The 23,017-nt window shown below is 42.0% G+C and carries 20 protein-coding genes, 1 rRNA gene and 1 other RNA gene; 20 read left to right on the top strand and 2 right to left on the bottom strand.

Features of this window, described 5'->3' with window-relative positions; all coding sequences use genetic code 11:
- Positions 1-74 precede the first annotated feature (74 nt).
- Positions 75-2,123: a transglycosylase domain-containing protein gene (locus PBAT_RS04505; protein ID WP_068647011.1), complete on the bottom strand. Its 2,049-nt coding sequence runs from the start codon at positions 2,121-2,123 to the stop codon at positions 75-77.
- Positions 2,124-2,373: 250 nt separating this feature from the next.
- Here PBAT_RS04505 and speE point away from each other — a divergent pair, with 250 nt between their 5' ends.
- The 5 genes from speE (at position 2,374) to argS (ending at position 7,825) form a co-directional block, all read left to right on the top strand.
- Positions 2,374-3,201, top strand: a complete 828-nt coding sequence (gene speE / locus PBAT_RS04500; protein WP_068647010.1) for a polyamine aminopropyltransferase — start codon at positions 2,374-2,376, stop codon at positions 3,199-3,201.
- Between the two features lie 18 nt (positions 3,202-3,219).
- The gene (gene speB, locus PBAT_RS04495; RefSeq protein WP_068647008.1) at positions 3,220-4,089 is read left to right on the top strand and encodes an agmatinase; all 870 of its coding nucleotides are present in this window, start codon (positions 3,220-3,222) and stop codon (positions 4,087-4,089) included.
- A gap of 155 nt (positions 4,090-4,244) precedes the next feature.
- Positions 4,245-5,423, top strand: coding sequence for a WD40/YVTN/BNR-like repeat-containing protein (locus PBAT_RS04490; RefSeq protein WP_068647006.1), 1,179 nt, complete (start codon positions 4,245-4,247; stop codon positions 5,421-5,423).
- Positions 5,424-5,723: 300 nt separating this feature from the next.
- Positions 5,724-6,146, top strand: a complete 423-nt coding sequence (locus tag PBAT_RS04485) for a YwiB family protein (RefSeq protein WP_068647004.1) — start codon at positions 5,724-5,726, stop codon at positions 6,144-6,146.
- Positions 6,146-7,825, top strand: coding sequence for an arginine--tRNA ligase (gene argS / locus PBAT_RS04480; protein WP_068647055.1), 1,680 nt, complete (start codon positions 6,146-6,148; stop codon positions 7,823-7,825). The genes PBAT_RS04485 and argS overlap by 1 nt, the downstream gene beginning before the upstream one ends.
- Positions 7,826-7,865: 40 nt before the next feature.
- Here the strand turns inward: argS and PBAT_RS04475 are convergent, their stop codons facing one another.
- Positions 7,866-9,077: a S8 family peptidase gene (locus PBAT_RS04475; protein ID WP_068647002.1), complete on the bottom strand. Its 1,212-nt coding sequence runs from the start codon at positions 9,075-9,077 to the stop codon at positions 7,866-7,868.
- A 407-nt stretch (positions 9,078-9,484) separates the two neighbouring features.
- Between PBAT_RS04475 and rpoE the strand changes: the two genes are divergently transcribed.
- The 15 genes from rpoE to PBAT_RS25745 all read left to right on the top strand — a co-directional run.
- Positions 9,485-10,036 (top strand): DNA-directed RNA polymerase subunit delta, encoded by a 552-nt coding sequence (rpoE, locus tag PBAT_RS04470; protein WP_068647000.1) that lies wholly within the window; start codon positions 9,485-9,487, stop codon positions 10,034-10,036.
- A gap of 321 nt (positions 10,037-10,357) precedes the next feature.
- On the top strand, positions 10,358-11,959 hold the full coding sequence (locus PBAT_RS04465) for a CTP synthase (RefSeq protein WP_068646998.1): 1,602 nt from the start codon (positions 10,358-10,360) through the stop codon (positions 11,957-11,959).
- A gap of 225 nt (positions 11,960-12,184) precedes the next feature.
- The gene (locus PBAT_RS04460; protein ID WP_068646996.1) at positions 12,185-12,571 is read left to right on the top strand and encodes a response regulator; all 387 of its coding nucleotides are present in this window, start codon (positions 12,185-12,187) and stop codon (positions 12,569-12,571) included.
- 328 nt (positions 12,572-12,899) lie between these two features.
- Complete coding sequence (gene fba, locus PBAT_RS04455; RefSeq protein ID WP_068646994.1) at positions 12,900-13,754, top strand: class II fructose-1,6-bisphosphate aldolase; 855 nt, start codon at positions 12,900-12,902, stop codon at positions 13,752-13,754.
- Positions 13,755-13,920: 166 nt separating this feature from the next.
- Positions 13,921-15,174, top strand: coding sequence for a UDP-N-acetylglucosamine 1-carboxyvinyltransferase (locus tag PBAT_RS04450; protein WP_068646992.1), 1,254 nt, complete (start codon positions 13,921-13,923; stop codon positions 15,172-15,174).
- Positions 15,175-15,345: 171 nt separating this feature from the next.
- Positions 15,346-16,686 carry a transcription termination factor Rho gene (gene rho, locus PBAT_RS04445; RefSeq protein ID WP_068646990.1) on the top strand — a complete coding sequence of 447 codons (1,341 nt, stop codon included), beginning with the start codon at positions 15,346-15,348 and terminating at the stop codon, positions 16,684-16,686.
- Between the two features lie 77 nt (positions 16,687-16,763).
- On the top strand, positions 16,764-18,026 hold the full coding sequence (locus PBAT_RS04440; protein WP_068646988.1) for a radical SAM family protein: 1,263 nt from the start codon (positions 16,764-16,766) through the stop codon (positions 18,024-18,026).
- A 143-nt stretch (positions 18,027-18,169) separates the two neighbouring features.
- Positions 18,170-18,367 carry a 50S ribosomal protein L31 gene (rpmE, locus tag PBAT_RS04435; RefSeq protein WP_068646986.1) on the top strand — a complete coding sequence of 66 codons (198 nt, stop codon included), beginning with the start codon at positions 18,170-18,172 and terminating at the stop codon, positions 18,365-18,367.
- Between the two features lie 249 nt (positions 18,368-18,616).
- An RNA gene (gene ffs / locus PBAT_RS04430) (signal recognition particle sRNA large type) lies at positions 18,617-18,884 on the top strand.
- A 180-nt stretch (positions 18,885-19,064) separates the two neighbouring features.
- Positions 19,065-20,825, top strand: a complete 1,761-nt coding sequence (dnaX, locus tag PBAT_RS04425; RefSeq protein ID WP_068646983.1) for a DNA polymerase III subunit gamma/tau — start codon at positions 19,065-19,067, stop codon at positions 20,823-20,825.
- A gap of 38 nt (positions 20,826-20,863) precedes the next feature.
- Complete coding sequence (locus PBAT_RS04420; RefSeq protein ID WP_068646981.1) at positions 20,864-21,175, top strand: YbaB/EbfC family nucleoid-associated protein; 312 nt, start codon at positions 20,864-20,866, stop codon at positions 21,173-21,175.
- Between the two features lie 27 nt (positions 21,176-21,202).
- Complete coding sequence (gene recR / locus PBAT_RS04415; protein ID WP_068646978.1) at positions 21,203-21,802, top strand: recombination mediator RecR; 600 nt, start codon at positions 21,203-21,205, stop codon at positions 21,800-21,802.
- A 129-nt stretch (positions 21,803-21,931) separates the two neighbouring features.
- Positions 21,932-22,267, top strand: a complete 336-nt coding sequence (locus tag PBAT_RS04410; RefSeq protein ID WP_068646975.1) for a DUF2508 family protein — start codon at positions 21,932-21,934, stop codon at positions 22,265-22,267.
- 6 nt (positions 22,268-22,273) lie between these two features.
- Entirely contained in the window at positions 22,274-22,543 is a 270-nt protein-coding gene (locus tag PBAT_RS04405) for a pro-sigmaK processing inhibitor BofA family protein (protein ID WP_068647054.1), read from the top strand.
- Positions 22,544-22,859: 316 nt separating this feature from the next.
- Positions 22,860-23,017 (top strand): 16S ribosomal RNA (locus PBAT_RS25745); the annotation flags it as partial.

Genomic DNA, 23,017 nt, shown 5'->3' with positions numbered 1-23,017 from the left:
TCATAGAAAAAAGAGCTGATGTTCAGCTCTTTTTGATGCGTCTCTCTAATGTAATCAAGTAGTTTGCAAGTGGGCTATTCCATCCACCACTGTCTAAGATTGGACCACCAGGAGTGATCCTTGGTCTGAATTTCTTCAGAAGCCTCTTCAGGTCCGCCGCCATGTAACGTGCAGTATACGGTGGGTTCTGTACCCTTAATGAACACCTCTAGGGTCTTTATCGGGCAGTCCTTTGTTGCCAATAGCCCTGATTCCGGATTAATATAGGCGCTGACAACACCCTCTGGAATCGGAAAAATTTTGGGAGGGACATTCTCAAGTGCCTTCTCTGTGTATTGAGCAAAAATAGGTGCAGCTCGACGTCCATCAGCGCTCTCGATATTACGTCCTTTGTCATAGCCAACCCATACCGCGGTAGCTAACTCGGGTGTGAACCCTACAAGCCATGCATCCGTATTTGTGGTTCCTGTCTTACCAGCGATTGGTCGTTTGATGATAGAAGCTACCCGATTACCCGTACCACCCGTCTCAAAGACACTTTCCATAAGGTGTGTTAGGACATAAGCAGCAGCGGGGTCAACGACTTGTTCGCCTGGACTTGGCGTTGCTTCATATATTAACTCACCAGATGCGTCGGTTATTTTCAATACGGCTACAGGAGTTAATCGCATACCGGCATTACTTATCACACCAAAGGCAGAGGCCATTTCGATTGGACTGATGGGAGATGTGCCTAAAGCGAGAGAGGGAACGGCTTGGAGTGGACTCAGAATACCCATCTTTCGTGCCGTATCTAGGACTTGTTCAGGTCCTACTTTCATAATGGTGTTGACTGCATAAATGTTATCACTCGCTGCAATTGCTTTACGCATATCAATTTCACCTAAATACTTGTCACCAAAGTTGCTTGGCTGATACGTTTTGCGGTTATCATCATAGTGAAACAGCGTCGGTTCGCTTTTGAATGTGCTAAGTGCGGTCATCTTTAGAGAAGAAAGAGCACTCAAATACATAATAGGTTTAAATGCTGAACCGGGTTGGCGTGTTGTTGCTAGTGTATGGTTATATTGATTGGTCTGATAATTTTTGCCGCCGACCATGGCTTTAATATATCCCGTTCGTGGATCGACAGAGATGAGCGCTGTCTCAAGATCGCTATTTGGATCCATTCCCGCTGCTACCGCATCTTCAGCTGCTTGTTGGGCGTGGGGATCTAATGTGGTATAGATGTTCAATCCACCATGATCCAATTGTTCTTCGGTAATGCCAAGTTCACTGGTTACAATTTGTCGAACATAATCTCGAAAATAGGGGGCAACAGCGACTGTTTTTTGTTCACCTTTAGGCTGAAATAGAAGATTCTCTCTCGCGGCGGTATTCGCTTCTTGCTTCGTAATATTGTTAGTCTCGATCATGGTTGAAAGAACAATCTTTTGTCGCTGTAATGCGCTTTCTAAATGGTTATAGGGTGAATAATAGGTTGGTCCTTTAGGAATCCCTGCAAGCAAGGCGCTTTCTGCTAGGTCTAGATCTTTGGCAGATTTGCCGAAATACATACGAGAAGCAGCTTCGATGCCATAGGCTCCATGTCCATAGTATATTTCGTTCAGATACATTTGAAGAATTTCCTGTTTGGTGTATTTCATTTCTAATTGTGTCGTGTAAAAGGCTTCTTGTACTTTACGTGTCCAGGTCTTGGCATGAGAAAGATACAAGTTCCGAGCGAGTTGTTGTGTGAGCGTGCTGGCTCCTTGTGAACGATTCATTTTCTCAATATTGACGAGTATGGCTCGCCCCATGCCTTTGATATCAAATCCCATATGGTCGTAGAACTTCCGATCCTCCACCGACAGCGTTGCTTGAATCAGGTAGGGTGAGATTTCGTCTAACGTAACAGGATCATAACTACGTCCGCTAACTGAAAAAGTAGACATAATTCCTTCCTGATTGTCCAAAATACGTGAATTATGGTCAGTGTCGGCTACAGGTAGGTTTGTATTGTATAAGTATATGAGCAGAGTAACACAGCCCAAAAGGACGAGTGCTGCCATGCCAGATAGTAGCTTGACGATAGTGATGAAGCGTCTTTTTCGCTTAGGCGATTTGTGGGATGCATGTGACATGACAGAGGAGCTCCCTTTCTTTTACGTTTCTTTTCTTTCCATTATGGGAATAGAAGGGATTAGATATTCACGGGGATAGGGTACAAATATTAAGAAAGGGTAATGTAATATGAAAATGGTTGCATTTTCAGGTCGATTTATTATAATGTGATTTGTCTGTTACAATTAAACAAACGAGGCAACTATTTCGTGTAATGCTTTTAGAAATGATAAGATTTACATATAAATTAGCGAAAGAAGGGATTACCCCATGGAATTATGGTACACAGAGAAGCAAACCCCTGTATTTGGAATTACAGCAAAAATAAAAGAAACATATGTAACAGAAAAAACTGATTTTCAAGATCTAGCGATGATTGAGACAGAAGAATTCGGAACGATGCTCGTACTTGACGGTATGGTTATGACAACCGTGAAGGATGAGTTTGTATATCATGAAATGGTTGCCCATCCGGCATTAAATACGCATCCTAATCCTAAGCATGTATTAGTTGTAGGTGGTGGAGATGGTGGTGTAATTCGCGAGGTGCTTAAGCACCCAGACGTTGAGAAGGCTGTATTGGTTGAGATCGATGGTAAAGTCATTGAATACTCTAAAAAGTATTTGCCGTCCATTGCTGGTAAATTAGAAGATCCTCGTGTAGAAGTTTTGGTGAACGATGGATACATGCATATTCTAGAACATAAGAATGAATATGATGTGATCATGGTTGATTCCACAGAACCTGTAGGTCCGGCTGCGCCATTGTTTGAACGTGGATTCTACCAAGGGATCTTTGAAGCTTTGAAAGATGACGGAATTTTTGTCGCTCAGACGGACAACCCTTGGTTTAAGGCTGACCTTATCCAACAAGTTAACCGTGATGTGAAAGAAATCTTCCCGATTGTACGTGTATATGTAGCAAACATTCCTACGTACCCAAGTGGTCTTTGGACATTTACAATGGGAAGTAAAGTACATGATCCGCTAGCAGTAGACGAAACAAGCATTCCAGAAATGGATACGAAGTATTATTCTTCCCGTCTGCACAAGGCAGCATTTGCGCTTCCGAAATTCGTGGAAGATCTTACGAAGTAAAGGGGATATCAATAGACAATGAAACTGGATCAATCTTACTCAGGAAATGTATTTATTTGTAGCTCTGAAGATTACGAAGGCTCTAAGGCAGTTATCTACGGAATGCCTATGGATTACACCGTTAGTTACCGTCCGGGTTCTCGCTTCGGACCTTCCCATATTCGTCAGGCATCGATTGGATTGGAAGAATACAGCCCTTATCTTGATAAAAGCATTGAGGACATGTCCTACTTTGATGCGGGTGATCTCATGCTACCTTTCGGAAATGCAGGACGTAGCCTTGAAGTCATCAGTGAATATGTGGGCAAGTTGCTAGCAGATGATAAATTTCCAATTGGTCTGGGTGGGGAACATTTAGTAACATGGCCTGTAATTCAGCAGGTATTTGCGAAATACCCGGATCTTATACTTATTCATATTGATGCACACGCCGACCTTAGAGAACATTATGAAGGAGAGCCACTTTCTCACTCTACACCAGTGCGTAAGGCAGCAGCGCTTATGGGCGGAAGTAATATCTATCAATTTGGTATCCGTTCTGGATCACGCGAAGAATTCCAATTCGGACATAAGAATATTAATTTCTATCCATTTGAAGTAGCGGCTCCTCTCAAGGAGGCCTTGCCTAAGATGGGCAACCGCCCGGTTTATGTCACAATCGACATTGACGTATTGGACCCTTCAGCAGCGCCAGGTACGGGTACTGCTGAAGCGGGAGGAATTACTTCCAAGGAATTATTAGAAGCTGTTCATCTTATCGCAAATTCCGAAGTCAACGTTGTAGGTTGCGATCTAGTAGAAGTCGCACCGATTTATGATCAGTCCGAACAAACACAGATTGTAGCCGCTAAGATTATTCGTGAAATGTTACTAGGATTTGTGAAGTAGTATTAGTACAACACATAGAAACCTTTAGAACTGCTTTAAGAGCATATGCCTCTTCAGAGCTTCTAATAGGTTTCTTTTTTTACAGCAAATAGGTGCCAGATGTGGGGATGAATCATGGATTAAGGGTATATAACTAAGAACAGGGGGTGTGATCTATGGATTTGAAGAAAAAGAGAATTAATCATTTACTAAGGATTCTTGTAATAGTGGTGTTACTACTTCCTTCAGGGAGCATCGGTTCAGGTACTCTAGCAACCGCTACATCGGCCTCAATCTGTGGAAAAGGAGATCATGGTCTGCTACAACAGTTACAGAAGCAACATCAGGGAGAAGGTCAGAGTGCACTCTCCTTTACAGATATTCAATTTCTGAATGACCATATAGGTAGAGCTTCTGGTAATGGCTTTATTATAGGTACCTCCGATGGGGGATGCCACTGGCAGGAAATATATACAGGGCAATGGCAAATTGTCCAAATAGACTTCTCGGACAATAAGAATGGGTGGGCGCTAGCAACGTTACCTTCCCAACAAAAGAAATATTTGATTCAGACATCCGATGGAGGATCGCATTGGAAGAACGTCAACACAACCATTACATTTGATCGGATAGATCTACTGAATGACCAGGAAGGGTTCGGCTATACTGCCACTTCGGCCTACAAAACTGTTGATGGAGGTAAAAGTTTCTCCCGTATTCCAACGCCTGTGAATAACCGATACGCTTCATTTAATAATATGAAAACGGGCTGGTCTATCGTAGTTATTCCAAGCGGAGGCTATAAGGTCATGAAGACGGTAGATGGAGGTAAACATTGGTCGCTTAAGTTGAAGGTGGCTGCGGACAGTAATTATGGCGGAGAGATATACAGCAATGGTAATCAAGTCTGGGCTTTACTATACGGAGAGGCCGGGATGTCACAAGTATCCTATTCTCTCTATGGTAGTACAGATGGAGGATCACATTGGAATCGTGTTATCGCGCAAGATACGGCGGGAGGAGGGCCTGCCCCAGGTAGTGGCAAGCCCATAGCACAGAAGGGTCCAGCCTCGCCTGGTGGACATCCAGGAAACATGCAGCTTATCGATAACGATATGGCTTTCTTAGCTGGAGGATCACCCGCTGGAGATGTTGTATCTGTTGGGCGTTCATATAATGGAGAAAAGTCATGGACCAATATTACACCATCCATTGAAGGATATGATGCAAGAATTTCTTTTACAAATAGTAAAAAAGGCTGGTTAGCTGTCGTAAATAGTTCTGATAAATCAGCAGTCTATATGACCAAGGATGGCGGCGTTAGCTGGAATGTGAAGTTCTCATTGATGAAATAGTAATAAATTTAATTGTGGATACCCCTCTACATAGGACGGGTATCTGTTTATTTATAATGAAAAAGACTAAAAGAAGCGGTAGCGTTCGGCTACAAGATTTCCATAGGAAGGGTACTTCGACAGCATATGCGTTGTTTTCTAACGCTAGGCGGTACAATCAGGAAATCAGAGGGTAACAGCGATTGGAAGGGCAATCTGTTATCGTAGCGGCATCCGTAGTTATTATTTTTATTTGAATTGAATCGGTGAACTGGCTATAGTAGTACAATAGGAATGTACAGATTGGAGATTGTTAGATATATGTCAGACAAAACACAAGCCCAGATACGGCTAGTCAGCTGCGTAGATGGGGAAGAAGTGGTTCAGGAACTGCCTGCTGAATTGATACAGAAGGGCACGGTACTGTATGTGCGATATGAGGAACCAGAGGCGAGTCCACAGGGCGGAGCCACTAGAACCACAATCAAGATCGCACCCAATGAAGTCAAAATAATTCGCCACGGCGAAGTCCAGTCAGAACACTCTTTTGAGTATGAGAAGAGATTGCCTGGCTTTTACCGCTCGCCATATACGACATTTAACCTTTCAACCTTTACTACGGATATGGATGTAAAGATTGAGGGAATGTACGGTCATGTGAGATTTGCATATGATTTATATGTATTCGATGATCTATCAGGACAATTCGCAATAGATTTACATATACAGGAGGAAATTAAATGATGACAATAAATCCATTAGAGCAGATTAATCAATTGGTATCGGAGTCGATTGCAGCGGCTGTGATAGCGGCTGGATTAGTTACCCTTGAAGAACTTCCAACGATTACACTTGAAGTGCCAAAGGATAAGACCCATGGAGATTTAGCTACGAATATCGCTATGCAACTCACAAAGATTGCGAAAAAGAATCCACGTCAAATTGCGGAGAGCATTATAGATCACTTGGATTTGAAGAAAGCGAACATAGAGAAGGCAGAGATTGCTGGACCTGGATTTATTAACTTTACCTTAGTAAAGACGTACCTTTATCCTGTATTGCAGCAGGTTCTGGAACAAGGTAGTGATTATGGTCGGAGTAATGTAGGCCAAGGTAAAAGAGTGCAAATCGAGTTCGTTAGTGCCAATCCAACAGGAACGCTACATTTAGGGCATGCTCGGGGAGCGGCAGTGGGTGATTCATTGTGTAATGTACTGGATTTTGCAGGATACCAAGTGACACGGGAATATTATATTAATGATGCGGGTAATCAGATCGTTAATTTGTGTAGATCAATTGAGGCAAGATATCTTCAAGAATTAGGTCAAGATGTCGAAATGCCTGAGGATGGCTATCACGGTGCAGATATAAAGGGATTTGCGAAAGAACTGGTAGCAGAAAAGGGCGAATCCTTACTGTCTATGAGCCCCGAAGAGCGCACAGCTTTCTTACGTACGTACGGTTTGGAGAAAGAATTAGCTAAAATCAAACGGGATCTTTCTCGTTTTAGAGTGCACTTCGATGAATGGTTTAGCGAAACATCACTATATGAGAACGGTCAAGTAGAGGTAGCGCTCTCAGAATTGAAGGCAAGAGGCGAAGTTTACGAATTGGATGAGGCGACATGGCTTCGTACAACAGATTACGGAGACGACAAAGACCGCGTATTGGTGAAGAATGACGGAACCTATACTTACCTGACACCAGATATCGCCTACCATCGCAATAAATATAGTAGAGGATATGACCAAATGATCAACATTTGGGGAGCGGATCATCATGGATATATTCCACGTGTGAAGGCTGCTATGGATTCATTAGGTTATGATTCTGGGAAATTAACCGTATTGATTGCTCAAATGGTGAGCTTATTCCAAGACGGAGAAAAGGTGAAAATGTCTAAGCGAACAGGTAAAGCGGTAACGATGATAGATCTGATGGATGAAGTTGGCGTGGATGCCATTCGTTATTTCTTTACGATGCGTAGCATGGATTCACATCTAGATTTCGACATGGATCTAGCTATTTCAACGTCTAATGAGAATCCAGTATTCTACGTTCAATATGCGCATGCTCGTATTTGTAGCATTTTCCGTCAAGTAGAAGAACAGAACATTACGTTATTGGCATTGTCAGACATTGATTTGACTAAGCTAAATAATGATCGTGAGTATGATCTTCTTCGTAAAATAGGGGAATTGCCTGAAGAAATTGCTACTGCTGCGGATAACTACGCACCCCACAGAATGGTTCGTTATGTCTATGAACTTTCTTCTATGTTGCATAGTTACTACAAAGCGGAGCGTGTTATCACTGAGGATGTTATGCAAACACAAGCTCGTCTTGCCTTGCTGGGTGCAGTTCGTGTGGTTATTGTTAACGTTCTGAAGATGATTGGTGTAACGGCTCCAGAAAAAATGTAATTACAACTTAAACCTTTGAATAATGACAAAAACTGCCCTTCTATATTTTGAAAGGGCGGTTTTTCTTTGTTTTAAGGCTAGCCGTTACAGGTTCTGCACCCGTGGTAGTAAGTTTCATTCCTTCTCTTAGTAATTGGAGGGCATTAACTTCTCCTGAGTCTCGATCAAGTCGTTGATCTTTACGTAAGCGTAAAGGTGTAGAAGTACGCTGAAGAAGTGTTTTGATCTCTCCCGGTTGGAGGCTACTGTTCTGTGCAAGTAAAAGCGCTATAGCTCCACTTACATGAGAAGTAGCCATAGAGGTGCCACTCATCTCATGATATTTACCATGTGTCCATGAGGATATAATTTTATCTCCAGGAGCATAGATATCAATATACTGTCCTCGATTACTGAATGGTGCGATCCGTCTGTTCTGATCGGTAGCTCCTACAGATATGGTCTGTGAATAGCGGGCAGGATAGTCGATCGTTCGACGTTTGCCGTCGTTTCCTGAAGAAGCAACAATCGAAATGCCAGAGAGGTAAGCTTTATTGACAATCTCCTGTAAGGCTCGGCTTCGGGTCTTCATACCAAAGCTCATATTGATCAGATGGACATGATTACGAACACACCAATCAATGCCTAATATGATATCAGATACATAGGCTGAGCCATTGTGGTCAAATGCTTTGACAGGATAGATGATAGCCCGTGGAGCGACACCCATCATACCTTCTGTGCTATTTGCTGCTGAAATAGTTCCAGCAATATGTGTGCCATGACCGTTGTCGTCAAGAGGTAACATGTTACGGTTCAACAAATTAATGCCTCCGGATAGTGAATGTCGGAGATCAGGGTGTTGGAAATCTACTCCCGTATCAATGACCCCGATTTTAATACGATATCCGGTTGATGTGGACCAAGCACGGGGAGCATGAATCTGCTTTACGCCATAGGGGATTCCTGGATTGGTATCGATTTTACTCTGAACAGCATGAACTTTCATTGACCTATTATCTTCTAGCAGCAGAAGATCTTTATATCTAATGGCAAACTTACTTCGAGTTGAGACGGGGGCGATAATGGATTTAATTAAATGGGAGGACTGCACATGGGGTAATTTTATGCCGCTTGCTTTTAGCCTGTTTAATTCCCGATGATAGGCAAAATAATGTCGGGGATTGAGAAAGGTCATAATACGTTTCTCTTCGACTGGGTTGCGACGATCGGTTTCTTCGAGCAACATCTGAATAAATCGAGTGTAGTCCATGTTGAGCCTTCCCCCTCTTGAGAACCATGCTGGGATATTCTATGAACATGGAGTCCTGTGGGAGTGGGAACTTGCCCTTATTTTTGTAAATGGGCACTGATTTGTTGTCAAAGTGAAGCGGCGTACATAATATAGACAGAAGAGACCGAGATGGCTCTTACGACACTCCCATTTAGGAGTTTCTTCCTCGGGAAATGGATACAGTCATAAAGGCAGGGAACCCCCTGTCTTTTTTATCGTGGTAATAGTGAAGAGCAATTATTAACCCTGTTGTACCTGGGTTAACAATCTGCGAACATAAAAACTTGCAATTTAATCCCAAATAGGTTTTACTTATTTGTGTTAATGGATATGTTGATTGATATTACGTGTAAATATGCACATTGCGTGAGAGGAAGTGTTCATAAGTGAGTGCCCCACTCCATTTAAAACTTGATCCTGAAAGAATCAAGGAAATGCCTATGGTTGATCTTGCTTTTGCTATTTTAAAGACCGTGAATACGCCGTACTATTATCTTGATCTAATGTCAGAAGTAGCCAAACAGCGTGGTCTAAATGAAAAAGAAATGAATGATTTGATTGCACAGCTATATACCGAGATTAATATCGACGGACGTTTTGCTTGTGTAGGAACTAATCTGTGGGGATTGAAACGGTGGTATCCTGTAGACCGTGCTGAAGATCCAATTTCTAATGCCAAGCGTCCACGTATCATTAATGATGACGATGACGATTTGGAAGATGACGACTTCGCTGACGAAGAAGAAACATATGCTGGCGATGAAGCAGAAGAATTCGACAGAATTGATGAAGACCATGACGACGTTTATAGCGATGACGATTCTGAGGAAGAAGCTGAAGAAGAAGTTGTGCTAGAAGACGATGATTTGGATGACGCTGATGATGATTCAACAGATGATGAAGACGCAGATGACTCCGATGATACCGACGAAAAGTAATAATTAATTTATTGCAAAGAACGCATCAGAGTTTGCTATGTTGAAGTTGAGAATAATGTATTCGCGACTTGACACAGAACATGCCACAGAGTAAACTATTGCATGGGCTTATGATTGAACTTGAATAATTTTGAATTGATAAAAAGTGCCCCCGTACTACGGGTGTCACTTTTTTGTTTTTTAAATAGGGTTAAAAACTGTGCATTTGGATATAAATCGCATATTGTTATTGGCCATCAAGAGTAAGGAAACGGTAATAGGTTACGATAACATCATATGTCGCCTGCATTTCTGGACTTTATAATAGGAGGTTTTTTTACAGTGACAAAGTATATTTTTGTGACGGGCGGAGTTGTGTCTTCTTTAGGTAAAGGGATAACCGCTGCTTCACTTGGCAGGCTGCTCAAAAATAGAGGACTAAAAGTGACGATCCAGAAGTTCGATCCGTATTTGAATGTGGATCCCGGAACTATGAGTCCTTACCAGCACGGTGAAGTATTTGTGACAGACGATGGCGCTGAGACCGATTTGGACCTTGGCCATTATGAAAGATTTATTGATATTAATTTATCTAAGAACAGTAACGTTACAACAGGGAAGATTTATTCTTCAGTTATCAGCAAAGAACGTCGCGGTGAGTATTTAGGGGGAACTGTTCAGGTTATTCCTCATATCACAAATGAAATTAAAGAACGTGTATACCGTGCAGGCCGTGAAGCGGGTTCTGATGTTGTTATTACGGAGATTGGTGGAACTGTAGGGGATATCGAGAGTCTTCCATTCCTTGAGGCTATTCGCCAAATCAAGAGTGAAATTGGTCGCGATAATGTGATGTACATTCACGTTACATTGATTCCATACATTAAGGCTGCCGGTGAAGTGAAGACGAAACCTACTCAACATAGTGTGAAGGAATTACGTAGCATTGGTATTCAACCAAATGTGATTGTATGTCGTACGGAGTATGAATTATCCGCAGATATGAAAGCTAAAATTGCGTTATTCTGTGATATTGATGAGAATGCAGTCGTTGAATGTCGTGATGCTGCTACACTATATAGAGTGCCGCTTAATTTGCGTGATGAAGGTCTTGATGAGATCGTAGTTAATCATTTGAAGTTGACTACACCATTGCCAGATATGACAGAGTGGGAAAGTCTTGTGCATCGCATTGAAAAGCTAGACAAAACAGTGGAAATTGCCATTGTAGGTAAATATGTAGCATTACATGATGCTTATTTGAGCGTTGTTGAATCACTTTCTCATGCAGGATTTGATAATAACGTTGAAGTTAAGATCCGTTGGGTTAATGCAGAAGAGATTACATCTGAGAATGTATCGGATATGCTACAGGGCATTAGTGGTATTCTAGTACCTGGTGGATTTGGTGATCGTGGTATTGAAGGTAAGATTACGGCTATCAAATATGTTCGTGAGAACAACATTCCTTTCTTTGGTATTTGCTTAGGTATGCAAGTATCCGTTATTGAGTATGCTCGTTCAATTCTAGGTCTTGAAGGTGCGAATAGCTCGGAGATTAATCCTGCGACTGAGTATCCTGTCATCGACCTATTGCCAGAACAAAAGGATATTGAAGATCTAGGTGGCACAATGCGTCTAGGGCTGTATCCATGTAAGTTGCAACCAGGTTCATTAGCTATGAGTTGCTACAATGATGAACTAGTGTATGAAAGACATCGTCATCGTTATGAATTCAACAATCAGTACCGTGAAGAACTTGAAAAAGCTGGAATGATTATTTCAGGAACTTCTCCTGATGGACGTCTTGCAGAAATTATTGAGCTTCCAGGACACCCATGGTTCTTATCCGTGCAATTCCATCCCGAGTTCACATCTCGTCCGAATCGTCCTCAACCATTGTTCCGTGAATTTGTTAAAGCATCTGTGAAATATCAAGGGTAAACCCTTTTAGTTAAGGTCTCTTTAGGATAGAGCTACAGTCATGAAGTCGAGTAATAAGACTTGTTGTAGTTAATATCACTAGAGGGGCCTTTTTTATGTTAATTTAAACATATAGAAGGAATTTGAATCGCAGAGGAAGAATAACATAATATGGATTCCCTTCAGAAATGAGGGATTATCTTGAATTAAAGTAATTTAAGTTCAGTGTCTGGGGGTTGTTAACGGGTGGATAAGAAGAAATTACTAATCGTAGATGACCAAAACGGTATACGGATTCTTTTGATGGAAGTGTTTAGTAGTGAGGGGTACGATACTTTTCAGGCAGCAAACGGCAAACTGGCATTAGAGCTGGTTGTGAATGAGTCACCAGATTTAGTGTTACTTGATATGAAGATCCCAGGTATGGATGGACTTGAGATTCTCAAAAGGATCAAAGAACTCAATACAGATATCAAAGTCATTATGATGACTGCATACGGTGAGCTCGATATGATAAAAGAGGCGACTGACCTCGGAGCGCTTATGCATTTCACGAAACCATTTGATATTGATGAAATGCGAGTAGCTGTTAACACACAGCTGAAGAAAAACATACTTGAGAAGCGTGCATAAGGAATTAATTCTGCTTAATGCAGATTTTCTATGATTAGATAGTGTAACGGGCATACTTTATTTTCTGAATCATCTTGATGAACGCATCTGTCCATAGTGGACGGATGCGTTCATCCTTGCGTATAGGGGTGTGTTATGTTGCACAGCAGGATTGGGAATATTGACTTATACTGTATGAGCGGCTTTCCGACGATAGACTTGCCACATACACTTTTTTCATTTGAAATGCTTGTTTAGTATTTTTCATCTGATGTGGTATACTATAGTTTGTATGAGGTGTCGGCATAATAATATAGACAAAAACAACATTTTTTAGGAGGATTGGACCATGCCATTAGTATCTATGACAGACATGTTGAACAAAGCACTTAAAGGGAAATATGCAGTTGGTCAATACAATATTAATAACTTGGAGTGGACTCAAGCGATTCTTGGTGCAGCTGAAGCAGAAAAATCACCAGTAATTCTTGGAGTTTCTGAGGGAGCAGCACGTCATATGGGCGGTTTCACGACTGTTGTTAAAATGGTTGAAGGCCTATTGTACGATATGAAAATCACTGTACCAGTTGCAATCCATCTTGATCATGGTTCTAGCTTTGACAAATGTAAAGAAGCGATTGACGCTGGATTCTCATCTGTTATGATCGATGGTTCCCACCACCCGATTGATGAGAACATCGAAATGACGAAAAAAGTTGTTGAATATGCACATGCAAAAGGTGTTTCTGTAGAAGCTGAAGTTGGAACTGTTGGCGGTCAAGAAGACGACGTTATCGGTGGAATTATGTATGCTAAGTTGGATGAGTGTATTCGTATCGTTAAAGAAACAGGCATCGATACATTAGCTCCTGCACTTGGTTCCGTACATGGACCTTACCTTGGCGAACCTAACCTTGGATTCAAAGAAATGGAAGAAATTCGTGATGCTACAAACATTCCGATGGTTCTTCATGGCGGTACAGGTATTCCTGAAGCTGACATCAAGAAATCAATTTCCTTGGGTACTTCCAAGATCAACGTAAATACAGAGAACCAAATCGTATTTGCAAAAACAGTTCGTGAAGTGCTTGCTGAGAAACCAGACGCATATGACCCACGTACATTCATCGTACCAGGTCGCGAAGCAATCAAACAAACTGTTATCGGAAAAATGCGTGAGTTCGGTTCTAGTAACCAAGCTTAATACCTTTCTACATTGTATGAATCAGGACAAGTCCTTTGGGGTGTCCAGTTGAATAGTTTGATATGGAGAGCACACCGCTTAGTCGGTGTCTTTCCACTTTTATCATATAAAGCCAACAGCGCGTATCGTTTGCCGGCTGCAAAACACGTAGGGGGACCCTTAAGCTATGGAAAAATTGATGATCACTGGCGGACGTCCGCTACATGGTACAGTATCCATTAGTGGCGCCAAGAATAGCGCTATTGCTTTGATACCTGCTGCCATATTAGCAGAATCGGAAGTTATTTTGGATAACCTGCCGATTTTAAGTGATGTAGCAGTATATGCTGAAATACTCGAGGATCTTGGTGCGAGCGTTTCGCGAGAAGGCAGCCAAATGAAGATAGACCCTTCCTCTATTAAATCTATTCCAATGCCAAATGGCCCTGTTAAGAAGCTAAGGGCTTCGTATTATATGATGGGTGCTATGTTAGGCAGATTCAATGAAGCATCGATCGGCCTACCGGGAGGCTGCAACTTTGAACCCCGACCTATTGACCAACACATTAAAGGTTTTGAAGCGCTAGGCGCAACAGTAACGAATGAGCACGGATCTATTTATTTGCATGCCAAAGAACTACGGGGAGCTAAGATTTACCTGGATGTTTCTAGTGTTGGAGCTACCATTAATATCATGTTAGCTGCTGCCCGTGCAAAAGGTTCCACTACCATTGAAAACGCGGCTAAAGAGCCTGAGATCATAGATGTTGCAACACTCCTCAATTCCATGGGAGCCGTAATTAAAGGCGCTGGTACAGAGACTATTCGTATCGAAGGCGTATCTGAACTTCACGGCTGTCGCCACTCCATTATTCCCGATCGAATCCAAGCAGGTACGTATATGATAGCTGCCGCTGCTACACGCGGAGATGTTCTGATAGACAATGTTATCCCTAAACATATGGAAGCTATGACTGCTAAGCTACTGGAAATGGGTGTACACATTGAAGAGCTTGATGAGAGCATCCGAGTTGTAGGACAAGCGAATTATGAAGCTGTCGATGTAAAGGCACTCGTGTATCCGGGATTCCCAACAGACCTTCAATCGCCAATGACGAGCCTTCTTACACAAGCTGAAGGTGTTAGTGTTCTTAGTGATTTTGTATACAGTAGTCGTTTTAAGCATGTTCCTGAATTGGTTCGAATGGGAGCTAAGATTCGTGTAGAGGGACGATCTGCGATCATTGAAGGAAGCAGATTGAATGCTGCCAAGGTCAAGGCAACAGATTTACGAGCTGGAGCTGCACTTGTTATTGCGGGACTTACGGTAGAAGAAGGAATTACGGAAGTTAGTGGCGTCGAGTTCATAGACCGTGGTTATGATAACATTGTTGAGAACTTCCGTAGACTTGGAGCAGAGATATGGCGTGAAACAGAGTGATTTACTGTAATCCATTTACAAGGAGATGCAATTTTATCGAGGAATAATTCGGTAAAATTTGCATATCTCTTTGTTAATTGGGTGATGCTATCTTAAATAAAGAGCTTTCATAGTTTTATAGATTGTTGAATAAGATATATGGACTTATAAAATTGAATAGGTGGTTATTAAATGGATCTTCAAATTTCTGATCTGGAAGAAATGAAGCTAACCGATTTATACAAACTGGCCAAACAGTACCAGATTTCGTATTACGGGCAGCTAAAGAAGAGGGAATTGATTTTTGCTATTTTGCGCGCGCAGGCGGAGCAGAGCGGGTTGATGTTTATGGAAGGTGTACTAGAGATACTATCTGAAGGATATGGATTTCTTAGACCTATAAATTATTTACCAAGTACACAAGATATTTATATCTCTGCCTCACAAATTCGTAAATTTGATTTGAGAACTGGAGATTTGGTATCAGGTAAATGTAGAACACCGAAAGAGAATGAACGTTACTTTGGATTACTCCAGGTTAACGCCGTAAATGGAGAAAATCCTCAGACAGCATCAGAACGATTGCATTTTCCAGCGCTAACTCCTCTATATCCACAAAAGAAACTTGTGCTTGAAACTTCCCCAACTCATTTATCTACACGAATTATGGATTTACTTGCACCCGTAGGATTGGGACAACGGGGACTCATAGTAGCACCTCCAAAAGCCGGAAAGACGCTCCTTTTAAAAGAAATTGCCAACAGCATTTCCACTAATAATCCTGAAATTTCACTTTTTGTATTGCTTATTGATGAACGCCCGGAAGAAGTCACAGATATGCAACGTTCTGTAAAAGGGGAAGTCATTGCGTCTACATTTGATGAATTACCAGAGAATCATATTAAAGTGGCGGAGCTTGTGTTGGAGCGTGCATTACGGTTAGTTGAACACAAGAAGGACGTTGTCATCTTGATGGACAGTATCACCCGGTTAGCGCGTGCTTACAACTTAGTTATTCCGCCTTCCGGTCGTACGCTTAGTGGAGGGATAGATCCAGCAGCATTTCATCGTCCGAAACGATTCTTTGGTGCGGCGCGTAATGTGGAAGAGGGCGGAAGCTTGACGATCCTTGCAACAGCCTTAGTGGATACAGGATCTCGGATGGATGACATTATTTATGAAGAATTTAAAGGAACTGGAAATATGGAGCTGCATCTTGATCGTAAGTTGGCAGAACGTCGTATCTTTCCAGCGATTGATATACGCCGTTCCGGCACGCGTCGTGAGGAAGTTCTCCTAAGCAAAGAAGAGTTGGATACGATCTGGGCTGTTCGTAAGAACATGAATGATTCGTTTGAGTTTGTGGATGGATTCCTCAAGAAATTACGTGATTGTAAGACGAATGATGAATTTATTGCTTCTTTTGATGTTGCTTCTGCAAAACCGGCCACGAATAGTAGCAGCAATAGTAGCAGTAAGCCCAGTCCTGCACGTAGAACATCACGGCCTTCAACATCTGTATCGTCGTCATAATTCGTAATGTTCAAAGAATGTATAAATATAAAGTCCCACGCGGCAAAATAAAGCTTATTTACAAAGAGGGGAACATCATGTATCTGGTATATGCAGATGAACAAGGAAATGTATTTGATCACCCTTCGCTCTACGGACTTGCTCGTAGTGGAGAGATGATTGTTGAAATGATGGAAGATGAGCTCATTCCACTACCTGAGGGCGCTACCCTAGTAGGGCTACCAAGTACTCGTGCAGTAGGTATGGATCCAGACAGTGGCGATATGAGACCACTTCCTAACAACGCACAAGCCGTTGGAGCGTTATTACCACAAGGGTTCACAAGATTGTATCTACCGGGTTATGTGAAGACTGATAAAGATTATAAACTTCCGTTATTCGGATATTCTGCGGTAGTGTGGAAAGATGGTCAATTTTTTGTGGCTGCACAGCTAACGGATGATCCTGAGAAATGGAATCCTATGAATTGCGATACGGATGATCTGAACGAAGGTGTGAAGCGCTTAACGGAGAAATACCCAGATAATAGACTGTATTCCCATTTATCCAATTGTGCTTTGGGGTATGAGTGTCTTACATCTTCTAATACGTTCCTTAATCGATGGGAAGGTGGCGTCCCGGTATCTCATTCCTGTAATGCAGGCTGCTTCGGTTGTATTTCTGAGCAACCGGATGATAGTGGATTTGTGTCGCCACAGACTCGTATGAACTTCCGTCCAAGGGTAGATGAATTAGTAGAAGTGATGCTAGAGCATCTGAAGACACCGGAATCGATTATTAGCTTCGGACAAGGATGCGAGGGTGAGCCTTCGACACAAGCGAAGATCATTATCGATGCTATCCGTGAGGTTAGATCGGTTACAGATATGGGCTACATTAATATCAATACTAATGCTGGACTAAACGATCATATGCGCGGAATTGTAGATGCAGGTTTAGATCTTATGCGTGTTAGTACGATAAGTGCGCTCGATGATCATTATAATGCGTACTATAAGCCTAGAGGATATAATTTAGCTAATGTAGAGAAATCATTGCGTTATGCTACAGATCAAGGTGTCTATACCTCGATTAACTACTTGATTTTCCCTGGTGTAACAGATCGTGAAGAAGAGATTGAAGCGATGGTGGAGTTCTGCAGACGCACTGGATTGAAATTAATTCAAATGCGAAATCTTAATATTGATCCAGAGAGTTATCTGGGGTTAATTCCCAAAGCTCAAAGTGAAATATTAGGTATGAAGCAGATGATCGATATATTTAAGGCGGAGTTACCAGAAGTCGTTATTGGTTCCTTCACACATGTTCCCCCAGAGGGAATGGCTCGTCCAAAAAAGTAATTACGTTGTAGTATGTAGCACTTTAGAAAGTCAGTATGATTAAATAAAATATTGCACATGATAAGGTAACCTGATACAATGCTATTATATGTCCACAAAACTCTGTGTCCACATGAGGCTCAGGGCGGAAAGAGGTGAAAGTCATGCAAGAATCAATCCAACCGAAATTTCACATTACTACGGCTACTTGTGCTTGTGGTAATACATTCGAGACAGGTTCTGTTAAAGAAAACCTTCGCGTAGAAATTTGCTCCAACTGTCATCCGTTCTACACTGGGAAACAAAAATTCCTGGATGCTGGTGGTCGCGTTGATAAATTTAAGAAAAAATACAACGTTTAATTGGACCTATGCGGCTTGATCGCATGAGGAACCGAACATACGAAAGCCCCTACTCTGTAAAGAGTTAGGGGTTTTTTTATTACCTCATATACATGCAGTGTGAGGACTTTTCATGACGTTTACTGGCATATTTTTCGCTCTACAATAGGAGTCTGGAATTGATATTATGATGAAGTGAATTAGGGAATTGAAGAAGAAGGAATATTAGGTAGTTGATTTATGTACATTCATGAGATATACTTTATCTCATCGTGCTAGACGGGGAGGTAGCGGTGCCCTGTAACTCGCAATCCGCTGTAGCGAGGTTGAATTCCTGTTAGAGGTATTGTCGATGTAAGGTCTTGGTCCCTGTGTGCTATGTTGACGGTTGGGTCCTTCGCAATGAGTGCTTGTGAACCTGGTCAGGTCCGGAAGGAAGCAGCCATAAGCAAGTTACTCTTGTGCCGAAGGGAAGCCTAGCCTGAGTAGCTGCGCAGGATTGCCGCTTGGATCGCAATTATCAATAACAGGTGCACGGTCTTGTTATTTATATGAGTATTTATATTCAACATCTTTGCCATTCGGCGAAGATGTTTTTGCTTTTCTAAAATAATATTTAGTGTAATTATGAATTCAAGTTTTGTAGAACACGTGAATATAGTATAATGAGGATACGACTAATCGTCATGAAGTGGAAGTTGAAAGAGGGTAACGCAAAGTGGAACATATAGCGCTGTACCGTGCTTGGCGGCCACAGTCTTTTCAGGACATGGTGGGACAACAGCATATTATTCAAACGTTGCAAAACGCAATACGCGAACAGCGGGTTTCTCATGCCTACCTGTTCAGTGGTCCGCGGGGGACCGGGAAGACAAGCGCTGCCAAAATACTGGCGAAAGCCGTTAACTGTGAGCGGGGGCCTGAACCGGAACCTTGTAATGAGTGTGAATCTTGCCGACGTATAACGGCTGGAGCAGTGATGGATGTTCAAGAAATTGATGCTGCATCTAACCGTGGTGTAGATGAAATTCGAGATTTGCGTGAGAAAGTTAAATATGCACCAACGGAAGTCAGACAGAAGGTTTATATCATTGATGAAGTGCATATGCTGACGACAGAAGCGTTTAATGCCTTATTGAAGACGTTAGAGGAGCCACCTCCTCATGTGATGTTTATTCTTGCCACAACGGAACCTCATAAGCTACCAGCCACGATTATTTCGAGGTGTCAGCGTTTTGATTTCCGTAGAGTGTCTCTTGATGAACAGACAGAACGGTTACGTCGCATTTGCGACGAAGAAGGTATTAAGGCTGAGGACGAAGCACTTCAATATATTGCACGATTGTCAGATGGCGGTATGAGGGATGCACTTAGCATTTTGGATCAAATCGCATCTTTTACAGAGGATATTGTTTCTTACCAACAGGTGCTAAACATGACCGGGGGCATTGCCTCTGAACAGTTTGGGAGATTGGCCCAAGGCTTGCTTGATGGAAATATAGGATTGGTATTACAAATGGTTGAGGATTTCATGCAAGAGGGGAAAAGTGCAGATAAGTGCATGGAGAACCTGTTGTATTATTTCCGAGATCTGCTTATGATCAAAATGGTTCCACACGCGGACAAGCTGACGGACAGGGTGTTAAATCCTGAGGAATACAAAGAGATGGCAGAAACATTCTCTCGTGAACAGCTGTTCCAAATGATTGATATTTTGAATCACTACCAAAGTGAGATGAAATATGCTTCACAACCACAGACGTTATTTGAAGTGGCGTTGCTTAAGTTATGTAACTTACCTGGCGGTTCGCAAGAGGTTGTGAAGATAGGACTTTCAAATGAAAGGCCTACCGCTGCACTTTCTGCGGATTCAGGCGAGATATCTTTACTAAAGCAACAGGTATTGGCTCTTGAGAAGAAGATAGAAAAATTCATGCAGACAGGTGCAGCGCCAGGGAATGGTCGAGACGGTAATGCAAACTCAAGACCATCTGGAAATGGGATGCCGGCACCAAGAGTATCTTCAACTACCAAGCTTCCTGCGAACTTGGATCAATATTTGGTGCATAAGAATAGCGACGCATTTGCGACGATTCAGAAGCAATGGGGTCCGGTTCTTCAAGGAGTGAAGGAAGCGAAGGTGACCGTCCATGCTTGGTTTATGGATGGCGAACCCGTGTCTGTGTTAGAAGATTCTATTCTAGTAGCCTTTAAGAATAATATTCACCGAGAGACTACCGAGAAGCCTGCTAATAAACAGGTCATCGAGCATGTGATGGAGTCGAAGCTTGGGAAAGCTTATTATTTGGTTACGATTATGCAACGAGACTGGATGACGGCTATTGAAGGGTCTACACAAAAGGCTAAAGAAGAACTAAAGTTAGAGCACGAACATGAAGATGGTGAAGAGAAGTCAGAGCCGTGGATTGACGAGGCACTTCAGTTATTTGGAGAAGACCTTGTAGTCATAAAAGAATAAATAGCACATAGAAGTGCATCCAAAAAGGAGAGGTACTCATGAATAATATGAATCAAATGATGAAACAAGTGAAGAAAATGCAGGAACAAATGTTAAAAGCTCAAGAAGGTCTTGCTACGAAAACGGTAGAAGGAAGTTCTGGTGGCGGTGTAGTTACAGCTGAAGTTAACGGACACAAGAAATTGCTCTCGATTACAATTAAGCCGGAAGCAGTAGATCCAGAAGATGTAGAAATGCTGCAGGATCTGGTGATGACAGCGGTGAATGATGCCCTGACTAAAGCGGATGAGCTTGCCAACGATGATATGGGTAAATTCACAGGCGGAATGAAAATCCCTGGCCTGTTCTAATTTTTCAGCAGAAGGAGATTTTTAGTTTTGTATTATCCCGAACCTATTGCAAAATTGATTGAATCATTTACTCGATTACCGGGTATAGGTCCTAAGACAGCAAGTAGATTGGCATTTCATGTAATTACGATGAAAGAGGACGATGTCATTGATTTTGCTAAGGCGCTCGTTAGTGTGAAGAGAAATCTCCATTACTGCTCTGTCTGCTGCAATATTACGGATACCGACCCTTGTCGTATTTGTCAGGATAAGACCCGAGATCCTTCAGTGATCTGTGTTGTTCAAGATCATAAGGATGTTGTGGCCATTGAACGTACTAAGGAGTTTAATGGATACTTTCACGTTCTTCAAGGTGCGATTTCTCCTATGGAGGGGATTGGTCCTGATGACATTCGCCTAAAGGAATTATTGAATAGACTAACAGATGAACGAGTGAAGGAACTTATTCTGGCTACCAATGCTAATATCGAAGGTGAAGCGACAGCGATGTACGTTTCTAGGTTGATCCGGCACTTTGACATTAAAGTGACTCGTATTGCCCATGGGCTACCTGTAGGTGGCGATTTGGAGTATGCGGATGAGGTTACATTGTCCAAAGCCTTGGAAGGTCGTAGAGAGCTTCGCTGATTCCATGATTGAATAATCGTTATATGAAAATGAGAAGTCCTGCGAAGGGCTTCTTTTTTTTGTTCTAAGTTTGTCCTTTTCTCGATATGTATGGAAGTGGGAGATACGAGATAAAGGAGGAGCATAGTTATGAAGAGATTGAAAAAACCATGGGATACTACACTCAAAAGGATTAAGGGAAGAGAGGAAGAATTAAACGGGGGGATCTTTGAAGAAATTCTTCAGTCAAAGGCGCATTGGGAAGAAGCATTTATGTATTTTGAGGAAGCGCTGGGTGAGGATCAAGTGGACTATGCTATATATATGTTGGAAGCTGCTGAACGCAAATATCAAATGCATCTGAAACAAGCAAAGAAGTTAGGGATCGTTTCGAACCATTATCTAGAGGCAAGTAATCAAAAGGGAAGAATCATGAATGAAACAGTATTAGGTAATTCTAAAAGTATCCATATGAAAGGAGAATGAGCATTGATAAGGTGGATTGCAATGGGTGTGCTTATAGTGTCTTTATTCGCTATCTTGTTTATTGTCATTAAGAAGAAATTAGGCCTTGGGTGGCTAACTGTGTTTGGAACGCATTTGGTGCTAGCTACGTTGGGGATATATTTGGTTAATTACTCAGGACTTATGACTTCGGTATATATTCCATTGAATCCGATAACGATAGGAACAGTCACGGTATTAGGTCTTCCTGGCGTAGCTCTTCTGTATGGATTAAAATTATATTTAATAGGTAGTTGACGTGTGATACCAAACCGTGTTATATTATTTCTCGCCCCTTGAAAAGGCATTACAGCTTGCCGAAAGGCGGAAATGAGAAAATAAACTTTCTCAAAAAAAGAGCTTGACGAAATGCAGGGTAGCATGATATGATATAGAAGTTGTCGCCGAGAACATCTGGTGCCAACGAAAGAGAAAAATTGGTCTTTGAAAACTGAACAACGAGTGAGTAGATTTTGCGATAAGTGAAATCAAAACAAATGAGAAATCATTTGATAGAGAATGTAAATTCTCGCCAGTTTGTTTCAAAATGAGCATTTCGCTCTTTCTAAATACCAATTTGGAGAGTTTGATCCTGGCTCAGGACGAACGCTGGCGGCATGCCTAATACATGCAAGTCGAGCGGAGTTGTTTTGGAAGCTTGCTTCCAAAACAACTTAGCGGCGGACGGGTGAGTAACACGTAGGTAACCTGCCTATAAGACGGGGCGAAGGG

It is taken from the genome of Paenibacillus antarcticus, from assembly GCF_001637225.1.
GTDB classification, from domain to species: Bacteria; Bacillota; Bacilli; order Paenibacillales; family Paenibacillaceae; genus Paenibacillus_AQ; species Paenibacillus_AQ antarcticus.
The sequence above is the reverse complement of the archived record's forward strand: the minus strand, read 5'-3'. Positions and strand labels throughout refer to the sequence as shown.